This is a genomic window from Neiella marina, assembly GCF_002165625.1.
Classification (GTDB): domain Bacteria; phylum Pseudomonadota; class Gammaproteobacteria; order Enterobacterales; family Neiellaceae; genus Neiella; species Neiella marina.
The window spans coordinates 1-16,647 of sequence record NZ_NGNS01000018.1 but is presented as its reverse complement, the minus strand read 5'-3'; the positions used below and the strand labels follow the sequence as shown (position 1 = coordinate 16,647).

Genomic DNA, 16,647 nt, shown 5'->3' with positions numbered 1-16,647 from the left:
TTAGCAATCAGTATCATGAGGCGATTTTCCGCTCTATCGCTCGGTTCGTTTGGCATTGCCGCAATCTTGGCAATGCCAACACTGTTCATCATTTACTTGGCTCTGAGTTCGTCGAGTGAGGTTTGGGGCCACCTATACCAAACCGTGTTGGGTGACTACCTCGGTAATTCAATTGGCTTAATGGTTGGGGTGACCATAGGTACCCTACTGTTGGGCGTTCCCAGTGCTTGGCTATGTGCCTGCTGTGATTTCCCTTTTCGCAAGACAATAAGTTGGCTAATTATTCTGCCAATGGCAATGCCTGCTTACATTGTTGCCTACGTCTACAGCGGGCTATTAAACGACTCTGGTCCAATCCAACGATGGATACGGCAGCAGTTTGAACTGTCTTATGGTGATTACTGGTTCGTTGACATTCACTCCCTCGGCGGCGCCGTTTGTGTGTTATCGCTGGTACTGTACCCTTATGTTTATTTGCTTGCTCGCTCAGCGTTCTTGCAGCAGCGCCATCAGCTCAATGCCGTCGCTCGAACACTGGGTTCGCCTTTTTCGAGAAACATCTTCAAAGTCGCATTGCCGCTCGCTCGGCCTGCAATCGCTGCTGGCGTGTTGTTGGCGCTGATGGAGACCATGTCGGACTATGGCACCGTTCAGTACTTTGGCATTGCCACCTTTACCACCGGGATCTTTCGAACCTATTACGGCTTTGGTGATGAGTCAGCCACCGCGCAATTAGCCATGGTGCTGCTGGTGGTGGTACTGGTGCTATATGGCTTGGAAAAACAATCTCGTAAGGGCATGGCATTTCATGCGCTAGAGGATAGCAAACAGCAATCAACGCCTCTGTTGATAAGTGGTTGGCGTCAGCCGCTGGCCCAAATATGCTGTTTAGTACCGCCGTTATTGGGCTTTTTCATTCCTGTACTGACGCTAATTTTGTGGGGCGTTGAAAGTGACGAATGGCAACAAGCGAGTTTTGTTGAACTGGCAATCAACTCCACGGTACTGGCTTCTTTGGCTGCAATTTTGACCGTCTGTATCGCCTTGATATTGTGTTATGCGGTAAGGTTGCAACCTAGCTGGTGGGTCAAGCTAACCGTGCAAATCGCATCTATTGGTTACGCATTGCCTGGCACCATTGTCGCCATTGGCGTGATATCACTTCTGACCGCTGTTGATCACAGTTTGGTCGAGGGGCTCAGTCAGTTGCTTGGGGTCGATAGTGGCCTTTGGGTTTCTGGTACATTGGTGGCGTTACTGTTTGCTTTCGCTGTTCGATTTATGACGGTTGCGGTCGGTTCAATTAGTAGTGGCATGGCCACCATCAAACCTCACATTGATGATTCTGCCCGCTTATTGGGGCGCACACCTTGGCAGGTAATCAGACAAATTCACATACCACTGCTGCGGCCAAGTGTCTTGACCGCAGCACTGATTGTATTCGTTGATGTCATTAAAGAATTACCAGCGACCTTGATTTTGCGGCCATTTAACTTCAATACCTTGTCGGTCAGAGCTTACGAAATGGCTTCCGACGAACGGCTTTATGATGCGGGTCCATCAGCGATTGTCATGGTGCTTGCCGGTATAATTCCGGTGCTAGTTTTAAATCGTAGTATTGGTGGAGGACGGTCATGAATCAAGCAAACGCAATGCTTGAATTAAATCAGGTACGACTGCGATTTAAGCAACAACAGGTATTAGATTGCATCAGCCTGAATCAGCTGACGGGGGAAATAAATTGTCTCCTAGGGCCAAGTGGTTGTGGTAAATCGACACTGTTAAAACTAATCGCAGGTCTTATCAAACCTGATAGCGGCACCATATCGATGGCAGGCAAAGAGTTGTCATCCAAGCGCAACGTAATTGCCCCAGAGCAACGTCAAATCGGTATGGTATTCCAAGACTTAGCCTTGTTTCCCCACCTTACAGTGGCTGAAAACATCTGCTTTGGCCTCTATCAACAACCAAAACAACAGCAACAACAACGACTGCAACAGTTGCTCGAACTAATCGGCTTGACTGCCAAGGCCGAACAATACCCCTCCGCTCTGTCCGGTGGTCAGCAACAGCGAGTAGCCCTTGCCAGAGCACTGGCACCCAAACCTAAACTATTGTTACTTGATGAGCCGTTTTCCGGATTTGATAGCCATTTGAAATCAACCTTGGTGCCTGAGTTGCGGCAAATCCTCAAACACGAAGGGATCACCAGCTTAATCGTGACCCATGATCAACACGAGGCGTTTGCGCTTGCAGACCGTGTTGCGGTGATGAATGACGGCCAAGTTCATCAATATGATACGCCACAGCAAATATACCGATGCCCCGCCAGCGCTTTTGTTGCCCGATTTATTGGTAGTGGTCAACTCATCGCGGGCAAAGTAACAGCAACAGCAATCGAAACCGCTTTGGGTACGCTGCCTTTGCCTAGCAAACAGTTAGCAGGCAATAGCGAGGTTAGTGTCCTGATCCGCGCCGAAGACATTCAATATGATCCGAGCAGCCACATCAGTCTGCCGGTTGTCAGCCAGACCTATTGTGGAAACTACCAGCGCTATCAAGTTCGGCTTGAGGACGACCATCATTTGTTCATTCATCTTGCGACGGACTTAGCGGCGGAGATTGAGCAGTCGATCCCCATCGTCATTAAGCAACAGCAAACTACCCTATTCGACCGCGGGCTTTGAACTGAATAATCGATGTAAATGATGGACCGATGTTGATTAAAAGCCCCCAACTCAGGGGGCTTTTTACATAGGAACATTGATTTATTTCAGTTTTAGCAGCTCTTTCACTGAACGCTCAAGTTGCGGGTCATCACCGCGAAGCGTTGCTTCTTTGCTGTTATTGACCAATACATCAGGTTCAATTTGGACGTTTTCCATGAATTCGCCGTCCATTCGAGCCACGCCGAGCTGCGGAATGCCAAACACTAAGTCCCCTGATTGCAGCCACTCCCACCACACCGCAGTACAAGTGCCTGGCACCGGCATACCAACGATGGGGCCAATGTTGTTATCACGATAACCATTAGGGAAGCAATTGCCATCAGAGTAATTACCTTCATTGACCAACAGCACTGACGGCTTGGTCCAACGCCTCATAGAATTACCTTTTGATGTAATACCGCGCGCAACCATTTGGCTGTATTCATTACCGCTAAACAGAGTCACTAGATCATCAGTTAGCCAGCCGCCAGCATTGAAACGGGTGTCAATCACCACGCCTTGCTTATCAAAGCCACGGCCAAACAGCTCCTTGTGGACTTGACGATAAGCACTGTCGTTCATTTGCGGGATGTGTACATAAGCTAGTTTGCCACCAGATTCCTTCTCCACCAGCGCTCGGCGGCTATCGACCCAACGCTTGTACATGGCGGCAGATTCATCGGCTAGCGACTTTGGCCGAATCACTAGGTCAAACGAGTCTTTGCCATTGTTAAATGTCATGCGTGTCCGTTGACCGGTTTTACCATTAAGCGCTTTGGCGAGATTGTTTTGACGATTCACCGGCTGACCATCCACGGCCGTCAATAACACCCCAGCTGTTAGCTGATCAGCATATTTACCGAGTGGACTGTGTGGCAGAATTTCCTCAACGGTCAGGCCGTCTTTGCCCGGCACCATGGCTAACAAAGCGCCAATTGAAGGTGTTGTCGCTGCAGCTGCTACATTCGAACGGAAGTAAGTGCCAGTATGTGATGCATTTAGCTCACCAAGCATTTCGCTGGTTAGATCAGCAAAGTCCTTGTTGTTGTTGAGCCCCGCGATTTTCGGCTGGTATTGACGGTACATCTCATCCCAGTCAATGCCATGCATCGTCGGGCGATAGAACTTATCGTCGGTCTGACGCCATAGATGCTCAAACATATAACGACGTTCCGCATCAGCTTTTAACGCCACTGAGCCAGAAGCCGCAATAGCCGATTGTTCAACTGAATTGCCAAGAGTCAACTTACTCAGAGCGCCATCAGCTAACAATACTGCCACCTCACCGTCATCGCTTAACTCCAGCGATGCACTTGAGGCACCGAGTTTAAGTGCTAGTTTGGTGCTATTCTCTTTGTAGTCTTGTACCCAAAGGTCATAACCTTTTTCGAACTCGGCAAGGTAGTAGAGCTTCTCCATATTGGGCGTCATAACAAAGCTACCCAACTCTGATGAATGCTTGGTCAGCCGAACGACCCGCTCATCCATATCCTGCCAGTCGATTTTGATTGGCTCAGCCTGGTCGCTATCTTGCTCTTTAGACTCTTCCTCTTGCTGGTCTTTGTTGTCTTTCTCCGCCTGTTCTTGAGCTTCGGCCAATAGCTCCCGCTCCTCTTTCGACATATGGTGACGCTCAAAGCCATCCTGAGTAAGGAACAGCCCCATAACATCAGCTTCCCCACCCCAACTGCCGTGAGCTCTTTCGCCATACTGATCAGAAACGAATAGCAGTAAATCTGCGCTGATCCAATCGGGCAAGTACTCGCCATAACCAGATAAAGAGACATCAACCGGCGGCTTGCTGCCATCTGCTGGCGCTATGCCAATATCAGTGTAGAAATACAAACCGCGCGATACGTAACTGGCAGCAAGCCATTGGCTATCTGGCGACCAATCAAAGCCAATATCGCCATCGGAGTAACTGTAATTGTATTTGCCAGCAAACACGGTATTGCTCTTTCCTGATGCCAGATCTAGCACTCGAATTTCATCTCGCTTGTGCAAATACGCGAGCTTTTCACCATCGGGCGATACCAATGGTTGGAAGATGTCGACTTCCCCTTTGAGTACCGTACTGGTATCAAACTTGGTGGCAGCAAAAAAATAAGGTTCGTCGTCATCAGCGATGGCAATTTTGTATATGCCCCAGGCGCCGTCAGTTTCAGCTGAATAAGCAATGCCTCGGCCGTCTGGGAACCAACTGATGGTGCGCTCTTGTTCTGGGGTGTCGGTCAAACGGACCGTAGTACCATATTCAACCGAGGCAACAAACAACTCACCACGGGCAACAAACGCAACTTCCTTACCACTTGGTGAGACCGCAAAAGTGCTCGCCTTACCAGCGATATCGATTGTTTGTTCGGCGAGGCTGGACTTAGCGGCAAGCAACGAAACATCAAGTCGTTGCGGCTCTTGATCTGGCAGTTGGGTATACAAATTGCCATGCCAACTGTAAGCCAGCATACCGTTATCGGACACACTCAACGAGCGCACTGGATTGGTATTGAAATTTGATAGCTGTTTTTGTGAACCGCCGTTGGCATCCATCTGCCAGACATTGAAATTACTATCGCCCTGCTCACTCAAAAAATACAAGGTAGTGCCATCTTTCGACCAAACCGGCGAGCTATCACCACCGGCGAATGTCGTCAATTGGGTATGCTTGCCAGACTTAACATCGTAGCGCCAGATATCTCGCGCAAAAGCTGACACATCGTGTTTTCGCTGACCATTTTCATAGCCTTTGTTATCCATGTAAGCAATGGTTCTCCCGTCCGGCGCCACTTGCGCTTCCAACGCGGGCGTCGTCAATACCATGGTCGGCGTACCGCCGCTGATATCAATCGAATACAGTTGCTGCATGCTCGTCGTCGGAAAACCAGATGAACTGGCGGCTGGCATACGGCCGGAGCTAAACAACACTTGACTATTGTCCGCAGTAAAATCGGTCGGCACATCATTGGCACTATGATAAGTCAGGCGTTTGGTCTGCTTGTCAGCCAGATCTAACAGGTAAACATCCAAGCTACCATTACGGTTGCTGGCAAACGCCACAGACTTGCCATCGTGAGACCAAACTGGATGACCATCCCAACCAGCATCTGAGATTAAGGGCGTTGCTTTACCGCCAGCAACAGGCACCTGATAGATGTCGCCTTTAGCAGAAAACAGAATGCTTTGGCCATCAGGCGAAATAGCGGCGTTTCGGTACCAATTGGCGTCAGGTGCATCAGCAGTGGAACATGCAGATACTGTCGCCAGAACAGCGACGAGCGATAGTTTATTCATTAATTGATCAAGTCCCTGATAATTATATTTCGTTTTTAATTTAGTCGGTTATTAGCAGCTTGGCGTCACCACCAGGATTATTCTTTAGTGAGCCAAACCGTATGTTAGGCTCAGGCAGTTATCTGCAGCAGATCTATTTGGTAACAAGAGTTGTCTGTGAGCGCAATTATTTACCGTGAAATGCAGTCAGCTCGCAGGTGTTGCGAGCTGACAATCACGGCACTAGCAATTGGTGCAGCTATTCGTAACGTAATGCCCGAATCGGATTGCGTCTGGCAACGCGCGCGGCATTGCCAGCAACCGTTATCCAAGCGATAGACAACGACAACAGGCCAACGGCGGCACAGATTGGTAGCAAGTACCATTGTTCAATACGGTATGGAAAATGGCTCAACCAATCGAGCATCAAGTAAATAGCAATGGGCCAAGCAATCAAGTTTGCTTGCATCACCGGTTTTGAAAACTGCCAAATGAGTAAGCGAATCACATCTGTGACACTCGCTCCCATGACTTTGCGAACACCGATTTCTTTAGTCCGTCGCTCTACGGTATAAGCCGATAAACCATAGAGCCCCAAACAGGCGATGATGATTGCCAATACCGAGAATGCCAAGAACAACTCGGCGGTGGTGGCTTCGTCTTGATATTGCGCGGCCATCATTTCTGACAAGAATTCCAAAGTCATCGGCTGCATGGTGACATTGGCATCCCAGATAGTTTGTATTTTTGTCAGCAACGCCGGCACATCAGCGGTATCAAAACCAATATTTGCAACCGCGTACCGAGCCGGATCGACCATGTACACGGACGCCCGGATACCAAATTTCACTGAGCGGAAGTGAATATCTGGGATCACACCGATGACCTTGAGGTGACGTTGGTCAGAGTGCAACGTTTTCCCCACCGCTTGAGCCGGAGCGGAGAAACCGAATTTTTTGGCAGCGGTGACATTAAGAATGACGCTGCCGTGCCCCAAGTCATGAGAGCCTTCAGCCAACTGCGACAAAGCATCAGCGCCAAATTCTTCACTAAACACGCGGCCGGCTAAGGGCTGAATGCCATAACTGTCGAAGAACTGATAATCCATGTGGTAGTAGTTGAGGATTTGACCATCCACTTTTTCACCACTGGGATTTGCCTCAACTAGGGTAAACATGGTGTTGTTTTCATTGTCCTGTGTCGGTGACTCCGATGAAAACGACACCGAGCTGACTTCTGGCAACGCTTGCAGTTGATGCTTCAAACTATCCAAATTGCCATTTGCTGCTCGGATGTTCAGAACAAGCTTGTCGTGATACTGATAGCCGACATCAACATGATTGGAATACAAGGTTTGGCCGTAGACCACCAATGTTGCCACCACCAGCACAATCGAGGTAGCAAATTGACCAATCACTAGGCTATTACGCAGTTTACTCGACCCAGCACTCTCAGAACTCTTGCTCGCCTTTAAGATATGGCCCGGAAGGAAGCGCGACAGATAAACTGCCGGATACAATCCTGCGAGTAACCCCACCATCACAGCAATAGCAACCAAACTGAGCAATAAATTGAGATCGCGGAACAACGCCAGTTCCAGCTGTTTACCGATAATGTCGTTGTAAAACGGTAACGCCAGCTCCGCCGCAGCAATTGCCACCAACATGGCAATCAGCACCAGAGCAATAGCTTCACTTAAAAATTGCACTGCCACTTGTGTTCGTGACGCTCCCAGTACCTTGCGCATCGCCACTTCTTTGGCCCGTTTCGATGCCTTAGCTGTTGCTAGATTCATAAAGTTGATACAGGCAATCACCAATACCAGTATGGCAACCAGACTAAAGGTATTAATCATTTGCTGATCGCCCATTGGCGTCAGGTCACCCATGGTGCCTGAGTCCAATTTTGCCTTGAGATGAAGATCCGCCACCGGCATGACCTTGAGGTTTAGCACATCGGTCACCGCCAATCCGTTGCCCGCTTCACCAAGAAATCGCTTGGCCATGTCGATCAGTGGACTTTCATTATTGAGCCAGAAGTCGATTCGTTGCTGAAATTGTTCCGGGCTGACTCCGGCGTTCAACTTGAAGTAGGTATAAACATTGACGCTAGTCCAAGTGTGCAGAACGTTGGTGTCATTCTGGAATAATGCCGGATTGAGATAAAAGACAAAATTAGGATTCAAGTGCGATGGCTTACCACTATCTTTTAGCACCCCAGTAATAGTCGCCACATAGGGTTGCGATTGATGGCAGCAAAACGTAATGGTTTCACCAATGACATCGGTTCGACCAAAAAACTTCAACGCCATTTGTTGTGAGATCACCAGATCCATCGGCTTGCTGAATGATGTTGCCGGGTCGCCATGCTCGAAGGGCAAATCAAAGACATCAAAAAACGTCGGATCAACCATATATAGTTCTTCAGCGTAACCCGTGCCTTGATGTTGAACCGTGGTCCCCCATTGAATAAGACGAACACCTGTGCTCACTTCATTGGCAGCAAAGTCTCTCAGCGCTTCCATCATCCGCCCGGCAGAACGGACGGTATAAAAAGGGGGTTGCCCAGGCATGGTATAAGCCGTGTGGATACGCACCAATCGGTCACTATCAGTTAGCCATTGGTCATAACCTGACTCTTCACGAACAAATAACATGATCAAGATGCAACTCATCAGAGCAACTGCCAAGCCGATAATATTGATCGCCGAGAAAACGCCGTTTTTAACGATGTTTCGCCACGCTGTCACTAGGTAGTTTGAAAACATAATCGGTACCCTATTTATGCTGCACGAACGTTCTCAGTCACCACACGACCATCAAACAAACGAATGGTACGCTTGGCGAAGTCGGCATGAGCTGGGCTGTGGGTCACCATCACAATGGTGGTGCCCTCGGCATTGAGGCTTTGCAAGATTTCCATCACTTCCTGGCCATGCGCACTGTCGAGGTTACCGGTTGGCTCGTCAGCCAGGATCATCTTTTGGTCACCAACCACGGCACGAGCAACGGCGACTCGCTGTTGCTGACCACCAGACAATTGACTCGGCATGTGCTTCGCCCGGTGACCAATGCCAATCTTATCCATGACGTTGGCCACACGCTGCTTACGCTCTGCGGCAGGCACGTTGTGGTACAACAACGCCAATTCGATGTTTTCTTCGACGGTGAGCTCGTCAATCAAATTGAAGTTTTGGAAAATAAAGCCAATATTGATTTTTCGAATGGCAGCCAATTTAGCCTCAGTGTATGTGGCAATGTCTTCACCGTTGAACCAATAGTGACCTGAGCTCGGTGAATCCAACATACCAATGGTATTGAGCAAGGTTGATTTACCACAGCCAGAGGGCCCCATGATGGCGACAAATTCGCCCTCGGCAATTTCGATATTGACATCATTCAATGCCAAGGTTTCAACGTCTTCGGTTTGATAAATACGGCTAAGATTGTGCAGTTTCAACATGGTTAGGTTCCTTGCGGTTAAAGGTGTTGTTGGCGTTAGTTCAGCGTTAACCGCTGTTTGTTTTGATAGCTGGTGTAGGGACTGGTAACGACGCGCTCCCCCACTTCCAAGCCCTCGATAACTTCGATGTACTGGCTATTGCGGCGCCCAAGTCGAATCGGCCGTTTGATCGCTTCAGAGCCATCATCGGTGACGACAAAAATCCAATTACCACCGGTGTCTTGATAGAAAGCACCATTTGGCAGCAATACCGCTTTACTGGCATCACCGAGTGTTAACTTGGTTTGAATGGTTTGGCCGCGACGAATACCCGATGGTTGTTGGTCAACAAATTTGAAATCGACTTCGAATTGGCCATTCTGGACCTGAGGATAGATTTTGCTGATCACCAATGGGTATTGCTGATAACTTGCCTGTTGGCCAATATCGACTCGTCCTAAGTAGTATTCATCGATGTATGCGGTAAGTTTAAAGTCATTGGGGGTGTCAATCTGGCCGATGCGCTCACCACGACCAATACTTTGCCCAACTTCAATGTTAAAGCCTGATAACTTGCCATCTACCGGGGCTCTAACATTCATGTTTTCAAGATTCTGGCGCGAAATAGCCAAATTGTTTTCTAACCGCGCACTGGTCGCCTTGAGAAACTGCAATTGCTCTTCTTGCATTCTCGCATCAGATGCTTGGCTTTCTAACGTGACCGCTAATTGGCTCTTGTACCAATCCAAGGTGTCTTTGGTATCGTCGAACTTAGACTTGTTGACTGCGCCAGTTTTAATCAGATCTTGCTCTCGTTTGAACTGCCGACTAAGCATTTTAATTTGGTACTCAATATCAATAATGTTGCTTTTGTGGCGCAGTCTATTTTGCTCCAGGCTGAGCTCAATCGAACGCATGTTGTTGAGTTGTTCAGCCACGCGTGCTTCATTTCCCAACACATTCAACTGCAATGACGCATTCGATAGCTCAACGATTAAATCTCCAGCGTTTAGCGCCATCCCATCTTCGACCAGAATGCGCTCTACTCGGCCACCTTCAATGGCATCGAGAAAGACTGTTTGTGCTGGAGCAACTCGGCCTCGGACCGGAATAAAATCTTCAAATGTGCCTTCAATGATGGTTGAAATCACCACCCGGTCTGACTGAACTGCGAGTGCCGAACCATCAGACTTTTGATAAATGCCAATGGCAAGCCAGAGACCAACAGCCGATACAACGGCAGCGATTGCAAACTTGGGCCAGCGTTTACTCACTTTGCTAACCTTGCGATCCATGGCGGAGCCACTGACCGCTCCTGAGCCTGCTGGCGATACAGGTTTTAATGACTTATTCATGTGTTTCATGTCGATGAGCCTGAGATATTCAAATTGAAACAAGTTCTGTACCAACAGAGTAAGCTGCTGAATTAATTGGTTTAATGATAATTTCTCGGAGATTAAACTGAACGATAATGAACACTAGGTGTACGTTTACGAACACCTGAGATATACCGCCCTTCTCAATCATCACAATCTTGATCTCGCCAAATTGCTGACTGTCTGAGGGAGCTTTTGACCCAGCAACCTGAAAATCACGAGCCGGAATAAAGCCTTCAGTTAATCGTTGTGGCGGTTGCAACGGCACAGTTGGACTGAGCTTTAATGATGGCGATTGCAGCTCTAGGTGCTGAACCAAACCAACTAGTGACCACAGGCATACGCCAACAACGGTGGCAATCAACCACTTCGTCCAGCATGCTCGCTGGCGGGTTGAGTTCGCGTTCGGGTAGTCGAGCATTGGATTCAATTCCTTATGCTTTGGGTTACTTTCCCTGACTAATACAAACTTCATTCCACACGACTAACATGCTGTAATATATAAATTATTTATATTCAGGCAGAAAATTAACTGTACGCTGGCGAACACTAGGTGTACGTTAATGAACAGTTAAGTGACGAGAAATCGATGTGAAACACGAAGCAAACATTCTGATCATTGATGATGACCAAGATATCTTGGTGGCAGGTAAACTGCTGCTAAAGCGTCAATTCAGCCAAGTTGACGTCTGCAATCGCCCTGAGCAAATCCCCAAATTGCTCAGCGATACCGACTATGACGTGGTGCTGTTGGATATGAACTTTGGTCCGGGAGAAAGCTCCGGCGAACAAGGTTTTTATTGGCTTGAACAGATCATTGCGCTGAAGCCGGACGCAATTGTTATTATGATCACCGCCCATGGCGGCATTGATGTTGCTGTGGAAGCAATGAAACTAGGTGCCACCGACTTCATTTCGAAGCCTTGGCACAACGAAAAAGTCATTGCCACTGTCACTACCGCTCTGGAGTTAAAGCGCTCTCGTCAACAAACCCAAGTACTCAAAGCAACCAATCAAGCATTGATCCAAGCATCTGTCGAGCCCGGCGCAGCCATGGTTGGGCAATCACCGAGGATGCAGCAGATCTACAATCTGATTTCTAAAGCCGCACCAACCGATGCCAATGTACTGATTTTGGGAGAAAACGGCACAGGTAAAGAACTAGTGGCGCGTGCCATTCACCAACAGAGCCAACGCTCAGAGCAAGTATTCTTGTCGGTTGATTTAGGATCGATTGCCGAAACACTGTTTGAAAGCGAGTTATTTGGTCACAAAAAAGGTTCATTCACCGGCGCCCAGCAGGATCGGGTTGGCAAGATAAAGGCTGCTGATGGCGGCACCTTGTTTTTAGACGAAATTGGTAACCTACCGATGCACCTACAAGCAAAGCTGTTAACCGTGTTGGAGCAACGGAAGGTGACACCGGTTGGTAGCAATAAAGCCGAAGCATTTGATGTTCGTATCGTCGCTGCGACTAACTATGACAAATCCGTACTAACTGATGAACAACACTTTCGCCAGGACTTGTTGTACCGCCTAAATACCGTCGAAATACAGCTTCCTGCTCTCAGGGATCGGTCCGAAGATATTGTCGCCATCGCTGACCACTACTTGCAACAATATGCGCGTAAATACCACAAGTCCGACATGGTGTTATCGGATTCAGCTCAATCTGCACTTGTTGCATATAAATGGCCCGGTAATGTCAGAGCATTGCGGCATGCGATCGAGCGCGCAGTGATCATGGCAGAATCTGAGCAACTAGTAGCCTCTGACTTCCAATTGGAGTCCGAGCAAGTCAATCAGCAACCAATTTCACCACCAACTCAAGCGACTGATCTGGTCGGTGAACTCAATTTAGAAGCACTTGAAAAGCGTGCCGTCGAGCAAGCATTACGCAAACACAAGTACAACATCAGCCATGCCGCAAAAGAACTGGGTCTAACCCGCGCAGCCTTGTATAGAAGGATGGAAAAGCATGGGCTTTAAGAGGTTCTCGTTATTTATTGTGACTCGAACCGTGCTTGCGATGGCGTCGCTGACCATGCTAGTCAAAGCGATGACAGCGCCAGGCTATCATGCTGTGTCAGTGCTGTTAGCCGCGTTGTTAATGGTACAGCTGTTTGAGCTTATTCGGTTTGTGTCAAAAACTAATGCCGAGCTTGTTCGGTTTTTTGATGCCGCCAGAAACGCTGACTATTCGCAACGTTTTGATCTATCGAAATTAGGTTCAGGTTTTGATGAACTGGGCCAAGCCTTTGATGAAGTATTGGCCCGCTTGCAACACGCTCGAACTCATAAGGAAGAGGCTCTTCGCCATGTAAAAGCCGTCGTTGAGCATGTGCCGGTACCACTGATTAGTATTCAAAGTGATCAGCACATTACCCTTTGGAACAACAGCGCACGTCGGCTATTTGGCACCCACCCAGTGGTCAAGCTCGACGATTTAACGGCATTTAACAGTAACGCACCGGCACTGCTCGCAGCGCTAAAGCCTGGAACTCGTTCACTGATCACCATGGATATTGATGGCGTCAAACGGCAATTAAGTGTGTCTGTAACTGAAGTCGTTGTTGGCCAGCAAAGCGAACGACTGGTCAGCCTCCAAGATATTCAGTCGGAGCTCGACGCCGCTCAGCTTGAAGCATGGCAAGATTTAGTCCGCGTGTTGACGCATGAAATCATGAATTCAATTACCCCGGTGGCATCGCTCGCCAATACCGCCGCTGCCCTCGTCGAGGATGCCAAGCTCAGTGCTGCCCAGCAAAGCGCACAAATCGAAGAACTCGATGATGCCCATGACGCGGTCACCACGGTTGCTCGCCGCAGTGATAGCTTAATGGCATTTGTTAACAGCTATCGGCAATTGACGCGTTTGGGGCCTCCCAACAAAACAGTGGTGTCAGTGAAACAGTTACTAGAGCAAGTGCAGCGTTTAGCCTGTCAAAGTTGGATCGAGAAACACATTCAAGTTGTTGTCGACGTTGAGCCAACGTCTTTGGCCATTGAAGCCGATGCTGGAATGATTGAGCAAGTGTTACTAAACCTGCTAATTAACGCTGAGCATGCTACTGCAGATGTCAAAGCACCACAAATCACTATTCGGGCATCATTAAATACCCGAGGACACGTGGTCATCGAAGTGGCAGATAATGGTGTCGGCATGAATGACCAAGTGGCAAGCAAAGTCTTCGTGCCTTTTTACACCACCAAGCCAGAAGGTTCGGGAGTGGGTTTGGCGTTAACTCGACAGATAATGCTCGCCCATGGTGGCAGTATTTCGTTAATTACCAACGAAGGCAAAGGGAGCAAATTTAGCTTGTTGTTCTGACGTCAACGCTCAGACATCTATCCCCTTTTGTGGCAACACTCCGTTTAGGAAATTGATGTCGCTTAACTAAGTCTGTCAAGCAAATCTCCAACAATTCACACCGCATATGCGTGCACTTTGTCCTCGCCAAACACCACTAGATTAAAGTCTGAAACAAAAACATGTCTAACTGGCCAGTATTTTGCTTTTGTCTACACCGGAGAGATGTATATCGATAACCGGAGAGCAATATGCAGTTCAATAAAAAAATCATTACCGCCGCACTAGCAACTTGTTGTATCAGCCAGACCTACGCAGCAGCAGACAAAATCGAAGTCAAAGCGGTGGTTGTATCCATGTTCGAGAGTGGTGAGCTAACCGGTGATCGGGCCGGGGAATATCAACTGTGGATTGAGCGCGGTAAAATTGACCAACCAATCGACTTCCCCATGGGACAACATCCACTGCACATCAATGATGCAGGTGTGCTGGCAATGTGCACTGGCGGCGGTGTTACCAATGCCACCGCGTCGATCATGGCATTGGGCATGGATCCCCGTTTTGATTTATCAAAAGCATACTGGCTGATTGCAGGCATTGGTGGTGGTGATCCAAATGACGTTTCACTTGGCACCGGAGTGTGGGCCAAACATGTTGTTGATGGCGACTTGCTGTACGAAATCGATGGTCGTGAAATTCCTAAGGAGTGGGAATATGGCCTTATTCCGTTAGGCGCCTACGAGCCGAATCAAGAAGCAACCGGCTGGACCGTTGATACCATTCATTTTGGTTTGAATGAAGGCTTGGTCGACTGGGCTTATCAGCTGACCAAAGATTATTCGGTCACCGATACCAAAGCGATGGCTGAATTCCGAGCCATGTATAACGATTACCCCAATGCCCAGAAAAAACCCTTTGTCACTATTGGTGACACCATTGGTTCTAGCACCTACTGGCATGGTGAGCTGCTCAACAACTGGGCCAACGACTGGATGCACCTTCACGCCGGTAAAGACTCGGCATTTATGACCACCAATATGGAAGACAATGGCACCCTAACCGCCCTGCACCGTCTTGATCGCACAGGGCTGGTCGATGCCGATCGTATTCTGGTATTGCGCACCGTCAGTAACTACTCAATGCCACCAAAAGGAAAAACCGCCGCTTGGTCGACGACCGCGGATTATCCAGATGATGGCTTCCCTGCAATTGAAGCGGCTTATGAAATGGGATCTGTCGTGCTCGATGCCCTGCTTGATGATTGGTCGACGTACCAACAAACGTTACCCGGAGCGGAAAAGTGAAGCGGCTTACCCTCGCCTTGACGCTACTTTGCAGTAGCGTCAGCGTTGCCAAGCCGATGATCTTTGACAACGACATGGCAATCGACGACTGGGCAGCCTTGTTGTATTTGCTGCAGCACCCGCAAGCCGATGTCAAAGCCATCACCATTTCGACCAGTGGCGAATCTCGTTGCGAGCCAGCGTTGGCCAACACCGCTTCGTTAATCGATTTGGTTGCCGATGCGCCAGCGCAATTGCCTTTCGCTTGCGGCGATGCCTATCCGCTTGACGGTTACGCGGTATTCCCAGAGCCGTGGCGGGTCGATTCCGATACTCTTTCAGGAGTCGCGCTTGAACCTAGCAACCGTAAGGCCAGTTCTATCCATGCAGTTGAACTGATCCATCAAACGCTGCATCAACAAACCGAGCCCACTGTACTGATTGCCACAGGGCCTTTGACCAACATCGCCCAATGGTTAATGAAATATCCGCAAGATAAGCCGTTAGTGGAAAAGCTGGTGATCATGGGGGGTAACCTCGATGTACCGGGCAATATCATCGTGCCCAACTTTACCGACGGTCATCCAAATCAACATGCCGAGTGGAATATCTTTGTCGATCCGCTAGCTGCCGATATGGTGCTTAGCTCTGGTTTAGTGATTGAGTTAGTTGGCTTGGATGTCACTAATTCAGTGCGCGTAACGGAGTCAGTCGCCAAGCAGTTCAAGCAACATGTGAATAGTCCAGCGGGTGAGTTCTGGGACCAAGTGTTGGACAACAATGATTGGTTCATCGCCTCCGGCGAGTATTATTTTTGGGATACCTTGGCGGTATTAATCGCGGTGATGCCGGAGCTCTGCATCGGTGATGAGTTGTCCGTTCGAGTCGACCACCAGACCACTTCATCGCCCTATCTCGCAACATCAGATCTGACTATGCCTGCGACTCGATGGGATGGTAAGCCGCGCAATCACTTAAATGCAGCTACGGCAGGCGTCATTACGGCAAAGACTGATGGCCCTACCATTAAAGTGTGTCGCCAATCGCAGCCCAAACTGGTATTTGATAATTTCCAACAGACCATTAATCGAGCGCTTTAGCTCGTTGTAACAACAAATTGCTGAATACCGCAGTCACTAAAAAGCCCGCTAATAGCGCAATGCTGTTCACTTAAGAGGAGCGGCATTGCGGTTTACCGGATAACGGGTCTTGGATATTTTCACCGCCCTAGGCCTTGACGGCCTAGGGCGTTTCTCTATGAA

At 48.8% G+C, this 16,647-nt stretch carries 11 protein-coding genes; 6 read left to right on the top strand and 5 right to left on the bottom strand.

What is annotated here, in order from left to right:
- The first annotated feature begins 15 nt into the window (after positions 1-15).
- Together CBE68_RS13320 and CBE68_RS13315 are read left to right on the top strand one after the other, a co-directional pair.
- Positions 16-1,638: an ABC transporter permease gene (locus CBE68_RS13320; protein ID WP_087506595.1), complete on the top strand. Its 1,623-nt coding sequence runs from the start codon at positions 16-18 to the stop codon at positions 1,636-1,638.
- Positions 1,635-2,687, top strand: a complete 1,053-nt coding sequence (locus tag CBE68_RS13315) for an ABC transporter ATP-binding protein (protein WP_087506594.1) — start codon at positions 1,635-1,637, stop codon at positions 2,685-2,687. The genes CBE68_RS13320 and CBE68_RS13315 overlap by 4 nt, the downstream gene beginning before the upstream one ends.
- 81 nt (positions 2,688-2,768) lie before the next feature.
- On the opposite strand, the gene CBE68_RS13310 is transcribed toward CBE68_RS13315, so the two are convergent.
- The 5 genes from CBE68_RS13310 to CBE68_RS13290 all read right to left on the bottom strand — a co-directional run bounded on the left by CBE68_RS13310 (position 2,769) and on the right by CBE68_RS13290 (position 11,213).
- Positions 2,769-5,996: a S41 family peptidase gene (locus CBE68_RS13310; protein WP_087506593.1), complete on the bottom strand. Its 3,228-nt coding sequence runs from the start codon at positions 5,994-5,996 to the stop codon at positions 2,769-2,771.
- 238 nt (positions 5,997-6,234) lie between these two features.
- Complete coding sequence (locus tag CBE68_RS13305; protein WP_087506592.1) at positions 6,235-8,742, bottom strand: ABC transporter permease; 2,508 nt, start codon at positions 8,740-8,742, stop codon at positions 6,235-6,237.
- 14 nt (positions 8,743-8,756) lie between these two features.
- Positions 8,757-9,437 carry an ABC transporter ATP-binding protein gene (locus tag CBE68_RS13300; RefSeq protein WP_087506591.1) on the bottom strand — a complete coding sequence of 227 codons (681 nt, stop codon included), beginning with the start codon at positions 9,435-9,437 and terminating at the stop codon, positions 8,757-8,759.
- A gap of 35 nt (positions 9,438-9,472) precedes the next feature.
- Complete coding sequence (locus CBE68_RS13295) at positions 9,473-10,780, bottom strand: efflux RND transporter periplasmic adaptor subunit (RefSeq protein WP_229744753.1); 1,308 nt, start codon at positions 10,778-10,780, stop codon at positions 9,473-9,475.
- Between the two features lie 19 nt (positions 10,781-10,799).
- On the bottom strand, positions 10,800-11,213 hold the full coding sequence (locus tag CBE68_RS13290; RefSeq protein ID WP_143824562.1) for a hypothetical protein: 414 nt from the start codon (positions 11,211-11,213) through the stop codon (positions 10,800-10,802).
- 170 nt (positions 11,214-11,383) lie between these two features.
- Here CBE68_RS13290 and CBE68_RS13285 point away from each other — a divergent pair, with 170 nt between their 5' ends.
- The 4 genes from CBE68_RS13285 to CBE68_RS13270 all read left to right on the top strand — a co-directional run bounded on the left by CBE68_RS13285 (position 11,384) and on the right by CBE68_RS13270 (position 16,485).
- On the top strand, positions 11,384-12,781 hold the full coding sequence (locus tag CBE68_RS13285; RefSeq protein WP_087506589.1) for a sigma-54-dependent transcriptional regulator: 1,398 nt from the start codon (positions 11,384-11,386) through the stop codon (positions 12,779-12,781).
- Entirely contained in the window at positions 12,771-14,123 is a 1,353-nt protein-coding gene (locus tag CBE68_RS13280) for a sensor histidine kinase (protein WP_087506588.1), read from the top strand. Before CBE68_RS13285 ends, CBE68_RS13280 begins: the two co-directional genes overlap by 11 nt.
- 230 nt (positions 14,124-14,353) lie before the next feature.
- Positions 14,354-15,406 carry a purine-nucleoside phosphorylase gene (locus tag CBE68_RS13275; protein WP_087506587.1) on the top strand — a complete coding sequence of 351 codons (1,053 nt, stop codon included), beginning with the start codon at positions 14,354-14,356 and terminating at the stop codon, positions 15,404-15,406.
- Complete coding sequence (locus CBE68_RS13270; protein ID WP_229744754.1) at positions 15,403-16,485, top strand: nucleoside hydrolase; 1,083 nt, start codon at positions 15,403-15,405, stop codon at positions 16,483-16,485. The genes CBE68_RS13275 and CBE68_RS13270 overlap by 4 nt, the downstream gene beginning before the upstream one ends.
- Positions 16,486-16,647: the final 162 nt, after the last annotated feature.

Excerpts from the sequence above, each read along its gene's own strand:
- CBE68_RS13315 (WP_087506594.1), top strand. The coding sequence starts at position 1,635 with ATGAATCAAGCAAACGCAATGCTTGAATTAAATCAGGTACGACTGCGA.
- CBE68_RS13305 (WP_087506592.1), bottom strand. The coding sequence starts at position 8,742 with ATGTTTTCAAACTACCTAGTGACAGCGTGGCGAAACATCGTTAAAAAC.
- CBE68_RS13310 (WP_087506593.1), bottom strand. The coding sequence starts at position 5,996 with ATGAATAAACTATCGCTCGTCGCTGTTCTGGCGACAGTATCTGCATGT.
- CBE68_RS13275 (WP_087506587.1), top strand. The coding sequence starts at position 14,354 with ATGCAGTTCAATAAAAAAATCATTACCGCCGCACTAGCAACTTGTTGT.
- CBE68_RS13290 (WP_143824562.1), bottom strand. The coding sequence starts at position 11,213 with ATGCTCGACTACCCGAACGCGAACTCAACCCGCCAGCGAGCATGCTGG.
- CBE68_RS13320 (WP_087506595.1), top strand. The coding sequence starts at position 16 with ATGAGGCGATTTTCCGCTCTATCGCTCGGTTCGTTTGGCATTGCCGCA.
- CBE68_RS13280 (WP_087506588.1), top strand. The coding sequence starts at position 12,771 with ATGGGCTTTAAGAGGTTCTCGTTATTTATTGTGACTCGAACCGTGCTT.
- CBE68_RS13295 (WP_229744753.1), bottom strand. The coding sequence starts at position 10,780 with ATGAAACACATGAATAAGTCATTAAAACCTGTATCGCCAGCAGGCTCA.
- CBE68_RS13300 (WP_087506591.1), bottom strand. The coding sequence starts at position 9,437 with ATGTTGAAACTGCACAATCTTAGCCGTATTTATCAAACCGAAGACGTT.